We start from the raw sequence: 15,014 nt of genomic DNA, 5'->3' as shown, positions 1-15,014 counted from the left end.
ATTCTAACAGAGGATTGTGTTGTTAACAAAGAGCAGAGTAAAAAGGGATCTAGTCTATGCCTATCAGATTTTGTCTTACCTTAAACTGGATGATCATACATATACTCACCTCTCGGTATGTTCTGAAGATCAAAAGTCGTTTTATATTTACCCATTTGGTATACGCTTTGACGAAGTGAATGAAAATTCATTGATGAGAGTATCACTAGATGGAAATGTGATTGAGGGTACAGAATATCAATATAATAAAACTGGCTATATAATTCATGGTTTTGTTTATCAAGCAAGGAAAGACATTCAAGCAATTTTTCACCTGCATACACCTTCTATTGTAGCAGTTTCTTCTCTAAAAGATGGACTACTTCCAATAAGTCAATGGGCACTGCACTTTTACAATAAAATCTCTTACCATAATTATAATTCCCTAGCACTTAGCAATACAGAAGGAAAGAGGTTAATAGCTGATCTGAAAGAAAATTTTGTCATGTTAATGCGCAATCATGGATCTATAACGTGTGGTCGGACTATACAAGAAGCAATGTTTTACACGTATCATTTAGAACGAGCGTGCAAAACTCAATGTTTAACGTTAGCAATGAATAGGGAGTTATCAATTCCAAGTGAAGAAATTTGCTCAAAAGCTGTAAAGGATCTCCTATCTTTTGAAAGCAATCTTGGTGAGAGGGATTGGCACGCATGGGTTAGACTAATTAAAAGTAAGTTGTAAGAGGCTTTCGCACTACTATCTGTCATCCAAGTAGGGAGTCATACGCGTCAAGTTAAGAGGTTATGAGCAAATTTAGAGAGGTTAAAGTGGATACTCTGACCTTACCCAGAAAAAGTAGAGAGAAAGTTAAGACGTTTTTGGAGTAAAATAAAACGTTTTTTCAAAATATGGCAAATAGAAGCAGCAGGATTCAAATTAGAAGCTGTTAAGCTGGTTAAAGAAACAGAAGTAAAAAAATAGCAAAAGATCTAGGCATAGATGGCAGTATGTTAAGTAAATGGGTAAGAAAATATGATGGAAAAATGTCAGAAGCATACGCATTTCCAGACAAAGGCTCCTTATGACAAAGAAAGATTTGATCTAAAAAAAGAACTAGCAAGAGTAACAAGAGAAAGAGACATTTAAAAAAAAGCCCTGACCAAACAAAAAGAGTAAAGTATTCTTTTATATAGAAATTGCTATAAAATACAGGAACTATGTAGGGTTTTAGACATATCTGCTGGTGGTTATTATAAATGGGTTGCTAAGGGAAAAAGCAGTAAGGAATTAGCAAGAGATGGGCTTCTAGCAGATATTCAAAAAAAGCATCCAAATGCAGATCCCTAAAATTCACGCTGAATTAAAAGCTTTAGGCAAAAATTAAAACAGTACAAAGTGTTATGCAGAAAAATGGTATTCGGGCTATATTGAGAAGAAAATTTAAAACTAAGAAGCAACAAACGGACAATAGAGTCGTAGCTCTCAATATATTAGACCAAAACTTTATTGTCGATCAACCAAATAAAATATGGGATTACTTATATAAAAACCAAAGAAGGATGACTATATTTGGCAGGATCTATATTCACGCATGGTAGTTAATCTTACTATTACCCACAAATATAAATGTTTGTTGCATAGCTCTTAATGGCATAACTTTTGCTTGAAATAACTGTTTATATGGTGCAATTTACAGCTTTTAGTTGCTAAAATTATAACTCTTAGTTTAATAATTTTAATCCAATAAGCTTTCAGGTTAATAAAATTAAATTATTTGAGTAAATACAATACCATGTCTTTATTTGTGGGTAATAGTAAGGTAGTTAATGAGCAGTTCAATAAATAAACAATTGGTTGTTGACTCTTTATTGATGGCCGTTAATAAGCGCAAACCCGATAAAAATCTGCTGTTACATAGCGATCAAGGGTCACAGTATACCTCTCAAAATTACCAATTTCTATTGAATACAAAAAACATCATTTCCAGCATGAGCCATAAGGGATGTTGTTACGATAACTCTGTTGCAGAAAAGTTCACTCAAAAGGGAGCTGCTTATTGATACTTCTCGCTCAACAAACCAGAACTGCCATATTTGAATACATAGAAATCTTTTATAACAAACAACGTAGGCATTCTACTATTAATTATTGCATTCCTGCACAATTTGATGCATCATTCTCATGACAAAAACGTCTTAACTTTCTCTCTACTTTTTCTGGGTAAGGTCAGATAAAGTAGAACCACCAAGTGAAAAATATATGCTAATTAGTACAACATCAGAGCTGGAAGATACGTGTGAAGAATTAATAGCAAAAAAGCCGAAATTTATAGCAGTTGACACGGAGTTCATTAGAAATAATTTAACCTACTACCCAAAATTATCGTTAATTCAAATTTCTTACGGAGAGAAGAGTTTTATTGTAGACGCATTAGTGCCAGAAATTGATTTATCATTCATTAAGAAAATAATGCTAAATCAGGGGATAACCAAAGTGTTTCATAGCTGCCGGCAGGATATAGAATCCTTACTCACTGTGTTTAAATGTATTCCCACTCCCATTTTTGATACCCAAGTTGCCGCTATGTTTTGTCATTATTATCATGACTTTATTGGTTACTCAAAAGTAGTAGAGCAATATCAAGGAGTAGTGCTGGATAAAATTAAAGCTAAAAATTCAGATTGGTTAAGGCGTCCGTTGTCCGAGGATCAGTTAGACTATGCAATAAACGACGTGGTACACCTATATGACTTATACCAAATATTGTGCAATAAACTTGAAGAAAATAATAGGATGTGTTGGTTTCAAGAAGAGATGGAATCAATAGTTAATATAAATAAGTATTTACATAGTCCAAAAGATGCATGGAAGAGAATTAAATTTAATTATGAAGCAAATCCAAGATTGGTATTAACTGTTAAAGCAGTTAGTGAATGGCAAGAGACCTTAGCACAGCGCTATAATATGAATCGTAATAAAGTAATTAATAATGCTGTAATAGCTGGTTTTATTGAAAAAAATGTAGAGCATGTTGATGAGATTTTAGATGATCTCAAGAGGAATGCAAAAAATATAAAAGATGCAGATTTACTAGAGTTTGTGAATATTTTTAATGAAAATGAAAAAAATTGGATGCAGCAAAACAACATCTTACCGAATAATTATGACAAATCTGTATTCGATATACTCTCAATTATTTTAGATAGTAAATGTAAAGAAAGTAACATATCAAGGAAATTAGTTTCTTCAAAAGATGAGTTAACCGGGTCAATATCTGGGCAGATAGATAAACTATTCAAGGGGTGGAGATACGATTTTTTTGGCAGGTCAGTTGAATCATTTTTGAACACAAGCTCAAAATTTGAGATTTCAGCAGTGAAATCCGCAAATAATATAACCAAAATTCAGAGTAATTTAGTGGAGAATAACTGTTGCTAAAGTAACTTAGATTTATCGACAATCGTCATTCCGCTGCTTGTTAGCGGGATCTAGAGATACCGCGAATGAATCGCGGTATGACGGTTCGCGGCAGTATGAAGATAACTTCGTCATCCCGCTGCTTGTTAGCGGGATCTATGCTAATACCAATTCTCAATAATAATGAGACAAATGAAAAAGAGTGCTTTCCGCCTATAACTGGAGGTTTAAGTGAATTTATCGTATATTCTATTTGTCTTCCCAATAACGAAGTTTGGTATAAGAGATACCGTGACGGTATGACGTAGAGCTACGTGTTGAGGTTTAATGAATCCACTATTTTTTTTATTTGAGAAAAAACATACTCTTTGCTTACACTGGTGTCGATAATAAAGTCACTCATCTTCCTTTTCTCCTCAATAGATAACTGAACATTGAAGATTAAATTTAGCTTTTCTTTATCTATGTTGCGTTCGTTAAGTCTTTGAGCTTGCACAACGCTATCTGCATAGATAAAAATAATAAGGTCACAGTATGAATGAAATTTTGTTTCTAATAGAAGTGGCACATCTAAAACTAAAAGCTTTCTATCGATCTTTTTTTCCTTGGCAATAAAAAATTCTAATTCACGCAGCACAGCAGAGTGAACCAAAGATTGAAATTGTTTCCAATTTTCATCGTAGGCTAAGAAATATTTAGACAGTACTGTTCTACCTATTTCACCATTTACTACCACTCCAGGAAAATTTTTTTCTGCATAACTTATTATGCTTTTATCCACTTTATAAAGTTGGTGTACAACAGAATCAGCATCAAACACAGCAGCACCAAACTCTTGAAAGCAATTAGCTACAAAGCTCTTTCCTACCCCAATTCCGCCTGTTAGACCTATGATCATATAGCAAAATACATTAGACTTCTTTCGAAACTATATTACAGTAGCTGCTGTGTCTACTCAAAACCCAAATTTGGCTATGCAGAGGCTCTGATGATAAAAGAAAAAATAAACAGCTATTATTTTTTTAGTAATTAAGTAAAATAGAGTGAAAGATTGCGAGGAAGTTTTGAAAAATAAGATAAAAAAGATAGTAATTTCAGGAAAGGAAGTGTGGCCAATCATTGAGGGCAGCAAAGGCATCGCAATCAGTGATGGAAGGTCAAGTGGAGCATTTGCTGCAGCAGATGCTGTGGGTACGTTTTCTGGTGCAAATGCTAAGCTTATTGATGATAATGGTGAGTTAGTGCCGCTGATTTACAAAGGCAAAACAAGAAATGAAAAACACAGTGAATTGATTGAGTATAGTATTAAAGCTGGAATCAGTCAGGCAAAAATAGCGAATGAAATATCAAAAGGTCATGGAAGAATACATATGAATGTGCTTTGGGAGATGGGAGCAGCAGAACGCGTGCTTCATGGCATATTAGAAAAAGCAAAAGGCTTAGTTCATGGTATTACCTGCGGTGCTGGTATGCCTTATAGGCTTGGAGAAATTGCAGCTAAATATCAGGTTTATTATTACCCTATTGTCTCATCGGTGCGTGCTTTTAAAGCATTATGGAAGCGTACTTACCAAAGAATATCTTCCTGTTTGCTTGGTGGAGTAGTGTATGAAGATCCATGGCTTGCTGGAGGGCACAATGGACTCAGTAACAGTGAAGACCCAGAGCTACCACAGGCTCCATTTGAAAGAGTTGCAGAGCTTAGATCTTTCATGAACGAGATCGGTCTTTCAGAAACACCAATTGTTATGGCAGGAGGAGTGTGGCATTTGAAAGATTGGGAACATTGGTTTGACAATCTGCAAATTGGACCAATAGCTTTTCAGTTTGGCACTCGTCCACTTTTGACGAAAGAAAGCCCAATTTCTGCAGAGTGGAAAAAGAAGCTACTCACTTTAGAAGAAGGTGATGTATTTTTAAATAAATTCAGTCCAACAGGGTTTTACTCATCTGCAGTAAAAAATAACTTCATACGTGAGTTGCAGAAACGGAATTCACGTCAAATAAAGTTTTCAGAAAATGCCAGCGAAGAATTTAGTAGTGAATTTGCAATGGGTAGCAGAGGTAGGAAGATCTACCTTACTTCAAAAGACAAAGAGCTGGCAAATACATGGACTAAAGCAGGGTATACAGAAGCAATGAAAACTCCAGATACAACTGTTATTTTTGTGACGCCAGGCAAATTTGCAGAGATAAGACAAGATCAAATCAATTGTATGGGATGCTTAAGTCATTGTTTGTTTAGCAATTGGAAGGATCACGGCGACCATTCAACAGGACGAAAGCCAGATCCACGGAGTTTTTGTATACAAAAAACACTGCAAAACATTATACATGACGGCGATATTGAAAATGAACTCATGTTTTCCGGGCACAATGTGTACAAATTTAAGCAAGATCCGTTTTATGAGAATGGCTACGTACCGACAGTAAAAGAGCTGGTGGAAAGGATATTAACTGGGTATTAAGTTATGGTTGATTTGACAAGAAGACGTTACTTTGTTATAATAAGTATTTATTAATTTAGTCTTAACTTAAGAGGGTATTTATGGTAGCAAGTGATAGTGTTTTAAAAAGGTATGCGTTAGCCTATATAAAAAAATCTGGTAGTAACAGTAATGTTAAAGAGTTTTTACAATTTTGTAATACGCAAAACACCACAAATTGGAGTGAGGAGAATTTTAAAAATGCGTATGAAAAATTTACACATCCAAATTCAAGCAATAGGCACGATACAGGAAGCAGAAATAATCAATATAACGCAGGGAATAACAGGCAACCTACAGGCCCTCAGGTTACACACGTACATGTACACAATGATAGAGGTTTAGATTTTTGGGATTATTTACTACTTCGCAGCCTGTTTGGTGGTCATACTACAGTTATAAATAACCCTGGTTTCAGTAGTGGTAGCCATCAAAGCAGAGAAGATAAGAAAAAAGACTCGGAAGACAGTAGAAAGCTATTAGCTTTAGGTATGGTAGCTGCAGTTGTGTGTGTTGCTTTCCATGCTGGTATGTGTTTTTGGTATAACAGCAGCAGAAAAGCGGCTAGAAAAGAAGAAAAAATAGATTATCTTGATAATAAGCTTAAGATGCTTAGGAATATAGAATTTGCGGTTGGCGCTGTTTCTTTAGCGGCTTTGGTAGCTTGTGCTGTTTATCCAGTGTTACCAGTGTGGGGTTTAGTTATCCTTGGCGTTAATTCTCTCGTATGTTTTGCTGGTGGTTTAGCTTTTCATATGAAGCATGAGAAAGAATCAGATAATATTGAGAAGGCTAAAGAAGCAGTTAGGAATTATGGACCACCTCCTCCTTACTCTCCTCCAAGCGCTCCTCCTTATAGTGAATTTAATAATTCTAATTCGGAACAGCAGTTTGAGAATTATAAGGCGTACTAAACCCACAACTGTACGAACATTGTGATTTGGGCCCATCAGGAGGGTGTCATTCCAGTGCTCCTTTCTCGTCATCCCAGTGCCCAGACACTGGGATCCAGCTAAGTTAGTGAGTGTAAAAGTAGCCAACCTTACGTTAAAACACAACGTTCTTGATGAGATTGCATAAAAACTGGATTCCTTACATCATAGAGGCACTGCCATTATAGAGTAAAATGAGATCCCAGTGTCTGGGCACTGGGATGACAGCTAGCCTGACAACCGTCATCCCGCTACTTGTTAGCGGGATCTAGAGATACCGCGGCGGTATGACGGTTTGCGGTAGTATGAAGTAGTACTGCTGTCGTCCCGCTGCTTGTTAGCTGATGAGATACCGCGGCGGTATGACGGTCTGCGGTGGCATGACGATAACCTCGTCATCCCGCTACTTGTTAGCGGGATCTAGAGATACCGCGGCGGTATGACGAGGGAGAACAGTCAATGGCGTCAACTTAAGAGCATACATTAGCAAACTCTCCTAAAGACATGATGGCGTTTAGGCTTATCTACTTTATCGCGGCTATACAATCTTCCCGGTCGGATCTTAACTTTAGTGCGTATACTTAAAAAGGGCTTGAAAGTTTTTTGGTGCAACAAGCACTTGATTGCCTCATCACACCAAATAAAACTGAAAAATTTCTCAGCAATTTGATCTGGGAAGGCCCTTGTGCATCACACATATGAAGCGATAATATATTGCACATGACCAAGTTTGCCCAAAATTCTTGTAATACAGCCTCTCCAGAAAAATTCTCTAACTCTGCTCCTACTTTGAGTCGTTTATAGCACTCCTCTATGTGCCACCTTAATACATAAGCTTTACTCCAAAGTCTCGATCAAAAACTCTGTTTCTCCGTTGGCTAATGTTAGCTCTTACTTTCTGTCCTTTCATTTTATTTTTTAGCTTTTCATTTTCCAATATAAAATCAAAATCTAATTCGCCAGCGTTCCCATAGCTTGCTATAATTTCTTTTTTGCAAGCGAAAAATAAAATCTACTTCCAAATCATCATGCTGCTGAATGAATTTTACTGAAGACGATCATAGATAAATAATAATTTCTCTTGATTTAATGAACGCATTTGAGTGATAACTTCGGGTAATTGCTCTTCCGCCAACGTTTGTTCACCTATATTCCAAGCCGTAAAACGAGCACTACAAATCAGCGAAGTACACAAATCAACAAACAAATTGCCAATGGTGCCTGTTGTTCCATTTGGTTCAAACTCGGATACAATTTCCTCAGAGCTGAATACCAGAACCATCTGCTGCAATAAGTCTATAGCCTCTCCAACTCAGGTTCATCCTGATAGGCTGTTTGGATGCTTAAATTCTTGAAAGCCTGTATGGCAAATCTTATACCTTGCTTTAGAAAAAGCTTGCTTTGAGGGTACATGTCAATGGCTCCATAAGTTCACATTCTATTCCCAAACTTTTTTTAACTAACTATAGAAAATACTGTCGAAAAAAGAAGTTTTCTTGTTCGTGTAAAACTCAACACAATGGATTTTCTGAAAAGTTTTCGAGTATATTGCATTTTTAATTTGTAAGATAAGATCTTTTCCTTTTTGCATGCCTCACCTAAAAATGACACATTTTAAACTTTTTTGTTGCAATAAAATAGAAACAAAAGTGCTGTCTCTTGTAGTATTTTACTCCTTAACATCCCTTAAGTTGATGCCATTGCCTGAACGGATACAATTATTCAACCATATTTTTGAAGATAGCTAGTTTCTGTATTTATTTTAAATTGAAGAAAGCTCAAATGAAAGATCGTGTTTTGCTAAAATCACAGAATGCAGTCTGGTTACATTACTCTAGCTATACGCAACAACTTTACTTTCAACAATTTTATTAGCAATAATACGACTTTCACAATCAATATTTATTATATCAGATAGTGAATTAATATCAGTGTAACTATCAAAACTTTCCATTGTTGATTCCACTACCTCTACTATTTTTAAAAAGCCAATTCGTGACTTCAAAAATTCATTAACAGCTATTTCATTTGCAGTATTGAGCACAATACTGTTTGTTTGTGGAGCAGAAGAGTTTAACACTGCCATGCTAAGCTTTAGCGCAGGAAAACGCTTATGGTCTGGTTCTTGAAAGGTCAATTTTCCTTGCTTTGTTAAATCTAATTTACGATTTAAAGCTGATCTTTCCGGCCAAGACAAAGCATATGAAATAGGAATTGCCATGTCAGTTTCTGCAAGCACAGCAAAGTTGAACCCATCCTTATAAGTTACAATTCCATGTACTATTGACTCAGGATGCACTATTGCTTCAATTTTATCCGGGCTGATGTTAAACAAGTTATGTGCTTCTATTATCTCTAGTGCCTTATTCATCATTGTTGCACTATCAACTGAGATTTTCCTTCCCATATTCCAAGTGGGGTGACTAAGCGCCTGATCTACCGTGACATTTCTTAATTGCTCAGAACTATAGTTTAAGAATGGTCCACCAGAAACAGTAAGTATGATCTTTTCTACGCATTTGTCGTCATTTTGCAAAACTTGAAAAATTGCGTTGTGTTCAGAGTCAATAGGGATTATTTGTACGTTTTTTTCTTTAGCTTTTTTAAGTAATAACTTTCCACCGCAAACAATGCTTTCTTTGTTCGCTAGTGCAATGACTTTAGTGCCACTTTCTATGACTTCTATAACTGGCCCAAGGCCTGCGATACCAACTATTGCAATAACTGAGAGATCAACGGGTAGGGAAGCAACATTTACTAGACCTTCAGCGCCAATTGCTATTTTTACATCTGTACCAAGTAGGTTTTCTCTTAAATCTTTGTAAAACCTTTCATCGGAGATAGCAACGTATTTTGCATTCAGCAGTTTTGCTTGGTGTGCCAGTAGAGCAAAGTCTGAGTGGGCACTTAGTGCTTCCACTTGGTATTCTTCTTTTCTCCTTGAGAGCAAATCTACAGTCTTTTTTCCAACACTTCCTGTTGATCCTAAAACTGAAACCTTTTTCACTAAGACAAACTCACAACAATAGCAACTTTTCTTATTAGGTCTTCTCGCATACTATTCAGCAGTTTTTAAGCGTTTAACCAAGTTCATGTCCGTGGTCATCGCCAACAGATGGTGAAGGACCAGGTGAAAAAGATTGACCATGGTGATCACCTGCATCATGCATGTCTTGCAAACCATCAGCATTATGAGCTATTTCATTATTGGCATGAGGGTAATCATCTGAGTGAGGTCCCTCATCACCATGAGCCATATCCATTCCTTCTGATGGCATATCTTCCCCACCTCCACCTGAAAAATGTTCTCCAAGGCTTTCAAGAAATTTTATGCCAAACATATTACCTGATTTTCCAAACAGTGTTACTAAACTACTGCCACTTACCAAACTTTCAAACACGTTACTATAAGCAGCAATTGCTCCTTCATGAAAGTTGAACAACCATTTCATTCCATCCACGACTGTTGAAACAGAGTCGCTATGACCAAGACCAAAACCACTTTTCTCACCAGCAGCCTCTTGGTGTTGCTGCTGCGCTTGCCATTCTGCAATATTTGGACCTTGAGCTTCACTCATAAATTTTTACTCTCAACCTTAAGCTATTATTTTATCACAAATATTGCAAAATATCAATAGAGCTTTTGAATATAGCTAATACAAACAATTTCTGTCATCCTATATATAGCTAAACTGACTTACGACAATTTGAAAAACGACAAATTCGTCATTCCGCTACTAGTTAGCGGAATCTATGCCGAGATACCGCGAATGAATCGCGGTATGACGTGTTGCTTGGGTCAGCTATAGGATCCAGTTTGAAAAAATCCGAATTCCAATGTCTGCTACCTTATATAACGAATGAATTTCTTTATATATTCGTTATTAGTATTTTGTATTTCCTGAACAGTTCCATGGGAAATGATCTCCCCTTCATGTAATACTGCTATTTTATCAGCTATTTTAAATGCGCTATGAATATCATGTGTAATCGTGATAATTGTAGTGTTAAGATCTTTAGATAATTTTATTATTATCTCGTTTACTATATCTGACATAATTGGGTCCAATCCTGAAGTTGGCTCATCTAATACGATGATTTCTGGATTGTGTGCAATCGCCCTTGCAAGTGCTACTCTTTTTTTCATTCCACCTGATAGCTCTATTGGAAACATATCTGCTATGCTTTCCTCCAGTCCAACATCATTTAACTTCTCGATTGCTAGCTGTTTTGCCTCCTTTTTGCTGATATTAAAGCGCTTTTTATAATTAAAAGATATATTTTCCCACACTGTAACGTAGTCAAATAAAGCGGAATTTTGAAATAAAACCCCAAATTTATTTTTGCTTTTACTATTTATTTTAACAGACCCTGAGTCTGGAGCAAGCAAGCCGATAATTGTTTTTGTTAGTACAGATTTGCCGCTTCCTGAGCCGCCAAGTATGACTAATGATTCCCCTTTTAATATATCGAAACTTAGATCTTTTAGTACTGTCCTATCATCAAAAGATAAGCTTAAGTTCAATATTGATATTATGGGGTTACGCATGTATCAAAGTAATCATGTAGTTTGCTAAAATGATCAGTATGGACGATAAAACAACAGTTGATGTTGTAGCAACACCTACTCCTCGTGCACCTTCTTTGCAATGATAACCGTAATAGCAACTTGAGACAGAAATTATGGCGCCAAAAGCAATTGCTTTTATTAGCCCAACAATAAAATCGTACATATTAAAGAACTGAGCTGTGTATTTAATGTATATATTTAAATTGTGGTTAAATTCGAAGACTGCAGTGATACATCCTCCAAATATTCCTATTAGATCTGCACATACTGTAAGTATGGGAAATACTATGATTGACGCTAAAATCCTTGGTGCAATTAAATACTTGAAAGGGTTGATGTTCAAAGTTGTAAGGGCATCTATTTGCTCGGTGATGCGCATTGTACCAATTTCTGCTGCAATTGATGATCCAACCTTCCCTACCATTATTAAGCTGATCAAAACTGGTCCTAACTCTTTAATGATAGTGATCGTAACAAGTTTGGGTATTATCTGCTCTTGGTTAATTAATGAGTCACTCAAGCTGCTTTGTAAAACTATCGCCGCTCCTATAAAAACTCCAGTGAGCCCAACAATTGGCAGAGAGAAAAAGCCTATCTCTATAATTTGTTTTGCTACGTTGCTAAAATAATATGGTGGCACAAAGCAGTGGTATAGAGATTGAATAAAAAATATGAATGCACTACCAAGCCTTAACAAAAAATTGATAAAGTACCTACCAATTATTCTAACACTATTTATATCAAAAAAGCTCACTTTGTATTCATTTTAGCTAGAGGTTAGTCTTACTGATTTTATTAAAATTTTTATTAACTTTATCGCAAAGTATAGCTGAGATATGTTTTAAGTTCAACATACTTGATGTTTTAATTTAAAGCTTAACCCAAGAAAGGTTTCCCTACGTCATACCGCCGCGGCGCTAACTAGTAGCGGAATGACGGTTTTTCAAATTGTAGGTAAACCTAAGCCACTTTAGCTATAGGACTCAATTACATAAGCAAACCTTACTTATTTTATTATCCCTGTTTACTTCTTGTAAAAAACATGTTATTAATGAATTGAGTTTTGTAGTAGAATGGAGGAAGTTTTGGCAGTTCCAAAAAGAAAAAAGTCGAAGTCAAGGCGTAATATGCATCGTTCTCATCATGCTATTGAGCCTAAGAATGTTGTGGTATGTTCAACAACTGGAGAATTCATGTTGCCTCACAATGTAGCAGTAGATGGCAGTTACAAAGGAAAACGAGTTTTCATTAAGCAACAGGCAGAATGACTATTATGGTATGTTACCTACGGTCAATAATCACATAGTTATTGCACTTGACGCTATGGGGGGCGATTTTGCGCCTCTTTCCGTAATTCAGGGTGCTGGTTTTTTTTTGGATAATCTTGTTGACCCAGGCATTAAAGTTCTTTTTCATATTTATGGAGATAAGGAAAAGTATCTCCTTTGCTTTTGAAATATAAAAAAGTAAGTAACAATTCTGAGTTTACTCATTGTTCTGACAATGTCCTTGCAAATGATAAGCCATCTTTTGCGCTGAGACATCGTAAAGACTCAAGTATGAAAGCTGCAATTGTTGCAGTGAAAGAAGGTAAAGCTTTCGGAGTGGTATCTTCAGGCAACACCGGGGCGTTGATGGCAATTTCCAGATTTATTTTAGGAACATTACCAAATATTTATCGTCCTGCTATTGTCTCTATCTGTCCAACTAAGACAAAAAGCTTCGCTTTGCTTGACCTTGGTGCAAATGTCGATTGTAATGCCGATTCGTTATTCCAATTTGCATTAATGGGAAGTATATTTGCAAAAGTAGCGCTAAAAATTGACAATCCTGAGGTTGCTTTGCTAAATATCGGTACAGAAGAAGTTAAAGGTAATGACTCAGTGCGCGGCGCTTTTGAGTTGCTTAAAAACGCTCCAGGCATTAATTTCAAAGGGTATATAGAGGCAAGTGAATTTTTAGAGGGTAATATAGATGTGATTGTTGCTGATGGTTTTGTTGGCAATGTAATGCTCAAAACAGCTGAGGCAACCGCTAGTACTTTTATCAATCTAATAAAGCAGGAAGTATTCAACTCGTGGATAGCGAAAATGCTTATTGGTATATTGTTAAAATCTAAACTAAATAAAGCATTAACGCGTTTTAATCCCAAAATTAGAAGTGGAGCTATGTTTTTAGGGCTGAATGGTATCATCATTAAAAGTCATGGAAATTCTGATGCTATTTCTTTTGCCCATGCTATAAAATTTGCAGTAAATGCAATTAGTGAAAATTTAAATCAAAAGATAATTAACGGGGTAAGTCATATTGAATAAAAGTTTCATATTAAGCACTGGATCTTATCTACCAAGAAAAACGTTGAGTAACAACGAAATTGCATCGATAGTTGAGACAAGCGATAAATGGATAAGGCAGAGAACAGGAATAGTTCAAAGGCATATAGCAGATGAAGGAGAATTAACGTCAGATCTAGCTGTAAATGCAGCAAAAAGTGCTATAGAAAAAGCTAAAATTTCAGTAGATGAAATTGACTTGATTATAGTTGCAACAACAACGCCTGATAAAACTTTGCCTAGCTGTGCAACGATTGTACAAAGTAAGTTAAAATGTAAAAACGCATTTTCTTTTGATGTACAAGCAGCATGCTCTGGTTTTATATATGCAGTTACAGTTGCTGATTCGCTCATAAAATCTAACAATAGAATTAAATATGCGCTCGTTATTGGTGCTGAAATAATGTCTAGGATTGTTGACTGGGAAGATAGGTCAACTTGTGTACTCTTTGGTGATGGTGCTGGTGCAGTGATAATAAAATCGGAAATGGGTAGCAGCGTCATCATATCAACAAACTTACACTCTGATGGCAATGTGGACATATTATGTACGAACGGAGGGGTATCCTCTACTGATGATTCTGGAAAAATATGCATGAATGGAAGAGAAGTGTTTAAACATGCAGTGGATAAGTTAACAGCCTCAGTAGAGGAAACACTAAGATGCAATAATTTGAAAATCACTGATATTGACTGGTTAATTCCCCATCAAGCAAACATTCGTATTATTGAAGCAGTAGTAAAGAAATTAGATTTTCCTATAGAGAAAGTGATTAATACCGTTGATAAGCATGCAAACACCTCAGCAGCGTCAATTCCACTGGCCTTAGACTATGCAATACAAGAATCAAAAATAAAATCAGGAAATCTGGTACTGCTGATTGCAATAGGTGCAGGTCTCACATGGGGTTCCGTGTTGCTGCGCTATTAGACTTCTTGCATTACCTCCTGTTACCCAACTCGTAGAACATCACACCATAGGGCACAGCATAACTGTATGAACATTGTGATTTGAGTCCACCAGATCTAAGTAGCTTGACTACTTGATTGGATGCTGAGTTGGTGAGTATAAAAGTATAGCTAACGCTGTCATACCGCCCACAACTGTACGAACATTGTGATTTGGTCCCATCAGGAGGGTGTCATCCGAGTAGCTTGACTACTTGGATCCAGGAATTTTAATTGTAAGTAAGCATACTGAGTTGATAAGTATAAAAGTAGCTAGAAAATAAACATTTTTGATGAGATTATATGGAAAACTGGATCCCAGTGTCTGGGCACTGGGATGAC

At 36.2% G+C, this 15,014-nt stretch carries 16 protein-coding genes and 3 pseudogenes; 13 read left to right on the top strand and 6 right to left on the bottom strand.

All coding sequences use genetic code 11. The features are described from left to right. The first annotated feature begins 16 nt into the window (after positions 1–16). The 7 genes and pseudogenes from NMD99_RS06190 (at position 17) to NMD99_RS06170 (ending at position 3,711) form a co-directional block, all read left to right on the top strand. Complete coding sequence (locus NMD99_RS06190) at positions 17–727, top strand: class II aldolase/adducin family protein (RefSeq protein WP_253307196.1); 711 nt, start codon at positions 17–19, stop codon at positions 725–727. A 165-nt stretch (positions 728–892) separates the two neighbouring features. Continuing rightward, positions 893–1,604, top strand: a pseudogene (locus NMD99_RS08125) (transposase); the annotation flags it as partial. 208 nt (positions 1,605–1,812) lie between these two features. Further along, positions 1,813–2,046: a DDE-type integrase/transposase/recombinase gene (locus NMD99_RS06185; RefSeq protein ID WP_253307195.1), complete on the top strand. Its 234-nt coding sequence runs from the start codon at positions 1,813–1,815 to the stop codon at positions 2,044–2,046. Continuing rightward, positions 2,043–2,171, top strand: coding sequence for an IS3 family transposase (locus tag NMD99_RS08035; protein WP_353270857.1), 129 nt, complete (start codon positions 2,043–2,045; stop codon positions 2,169–2,171). The genes NMD99_RS06185 and NMD99_RS08035 overlap by 4 nt, the downstream gene beginning before the upstream one ends. Before the next feature lie 74 nt (positions 2,172–2,245). Then, on the top strand, positions 2,246–3,424 hold the full coding sequence (locus NMD99_RS06180) for a ribonuclease D (protein ID WP_253307194.1): 1,179 nt from the start codon (positions 2,246–2,248) through the stop codon (positions 3,422–3,424). A 37-nt stretch (positions 3,425–3,461) separates the two neighbouring features. Beyond that, a complete protein-coding gene (locus tag NMD99_RS06175) occupies positions 3,462–3,584 on the top strand; it encodes a hypothetical protein (protein WP_265017559.1) in 123 nt (40 codons plus the stop codon). Beyond that, entirely contained in the window at positions 3,562–3,711 is a 150-nt protein-coding gene (locus tag NMD99_RS06170) for a hypothetical protein (protein WP_309165904.1), read from the top strand. Before NMD99_RS06175 ends, NMD99_RS06170 begins: the two co-directional genes overlap by 23 nt. A gap of 2 nt (positions 3,712–3,713) precedes the next feature. Here the strand turns inward: NMD99_RS06170 and coaE are convergent, their stop codons facing one another. Further along, positions 3,714–4,301: a dephospho-CoA kinase gene (gene coaE / locus NMD99_RS06165; protein WP_253307192.1), complete on the bottom strand. Its 588-nt coding sequence runs from the start codon at positions 4,299–4,301 to the stop codon at positions 3,714–3,716. A 166-nt stretch (positions 4,302–4,467) separates the two neighbouring features. Between coaE and NMD99_RS06160 the strand changes: the two genes are divergently transcribed. From NMD99_RS06160 to NMD99_RS06150, 3 genes are all read left to right on the top strand, one after another. Continuing rightward, positions 4,468–5,871 (top strand): NAD(P)H-dependent flavin oxidoreductase, encoded by a 1,404-nt coding sequence (locus NMD99_RS06160; protein WP_309166959.1) that lies wholly within the window; start codon positions 4,468–4,470, stop codon positions 5,869–5,871. A gap of 80 nt (positions 5,872–5,951) precedes the next feature. Further along, a complete protein-coding gene (locus NMD99_RS06155; RefSeq protein ID WP_265016717.1) occupies positions 5,952–6,803 on the top strand; it encodes a hypothetical protein in 852 nt (283 codons plus the stop codon). A gap of 43 nt (positions 6,804–6,846) precedes the next feature. After that, entirely contained in the window at positions 6,847–6,969 is a 123-nt protein-coding gene (locus NMD99_RS06150) for a hypothetical protein (protein ID WP_264688022.1), read from the top strand. Positions 6,970–7,304: 335 nt separating this feature from the next. On the opposite strand, the pseudogene NMD99_RS06145 reads toward NMD99_RS06150, so the two are convergent. The 5 genes and pseudogenes from NMD99_RS06145 to NMD99_RS06125 all read right to left on the bottom strand — a co-directional run bounded on the left by NMD99_RS06145 (position 7,305) and on the right by NMD99_RS06125 (position 12,145). Next, a pseudogene (locus NMD99_RS06145) lies at positions 7,305–8,412 on the bottom strand (transposase). Between the two features lie 243 nt (positions 8,413–8,655). Next, complete coding sequence (gene dxr / locus NMD99_RS06140) at positions 8,656–9,828, bottom strand: 1-deoxy-D-xylulose-5-phosphate reductoisomerase (protein WP_264688023.1); 1,173 nt, start codon at positions 9,826–9,828, stop codon at positions 8,656–8,658. A gap of 73 nt (positions 9,829–9,901) precedes the next feature. Continuing rightward, a complete protein-coding gene (locus NMD99_RS06135; RefSeq protein WP_264688024.1) occupies positions 9,902–10,399 on the bottom strand; it encodes a hypothetical protein in 498 nt (165 codons plus the stop codon). Positions 10,400–10,665: 266 nt separating this feature from the next. Next, positions 10,666–11,370, bottom strand: coding sequence for an ABC transporter ATP-binding protein (locus NMD99_RS06130; RefSeq protein WP_264688025.1), 705 nt, complete (start codon positions 11,368–11,370; stop codon positions 10,666–10,668). Then, positions 11,363–12,145: an MlaE family ABC transporter permease gene (locus NMD99_RS06125; protein WP_264731954.1), complete on the bottom strand. Its 783-nt coding sequence runs from the start codon at positions 12,143–12,145 to the stop codon at positions 11,363–11,365. Before NMD99_RS06125 ends, NMD99_RS06130 begins: the two co-directional genes overlap by 8 nt. A 331-nt stretch (positions 12,146–12,476) precedes the next feature. Here NMD99_RS06125 and rpmF point away from each other — a divergent pair, with 331 nt between their 5' ends. The 3 genes and pseudogenes from rpmF (at position 12,477) to NMD99_RS06110 (ending at position 14,655) form a co-directional block, all read left to right on the top strand. Beyond that, a complete protein-coding gene (gene rpmF, locus NMD99_RS06120; RefSeq protein ID WP_010962967.1) occupies positions 12,477–12,659 on the top strand; it encodes a 50S ribosomal protein L32 in 183 nt (60 codons plus the stop codon). 10 nt (positions 12,660–12,669) lie between these two features. Next, positions 12,670–13,706: pseudogene (gene plsX / locus NMD99_RS06115) on the top strand (phosphate acyltransferase PlsX). After that, positions 13,699–14,655, top strand: coding sequence for a beta-ketoacyl-ACP synthase III (locus NMD99_RS06110; RefSeq protein WP_264688027.1), 957 nt, complete (start codon positions 13,699–13,701; stop codon positions 14,653–14,655). Before plsX ends, NMD99_RS06110 begins: the two are co-directional and overlap by 8 nt. The last annotated feature ends 359 nt before the right edge of the window (positions 14,656–15,014 follow it).

It is taken from the genome of Wolbachia endosymbiont of Listronotus oregonensis (assembly GCF_031205055.1).
GTDB lineage: Bacteria > Pseudomonadota > Alphaproteobacteria > Rickettsiales > Anaplasmataceae > Wolbachia.
This window is presented reverse-complemented; position numbering and strand designations above follow the sequence as displayed.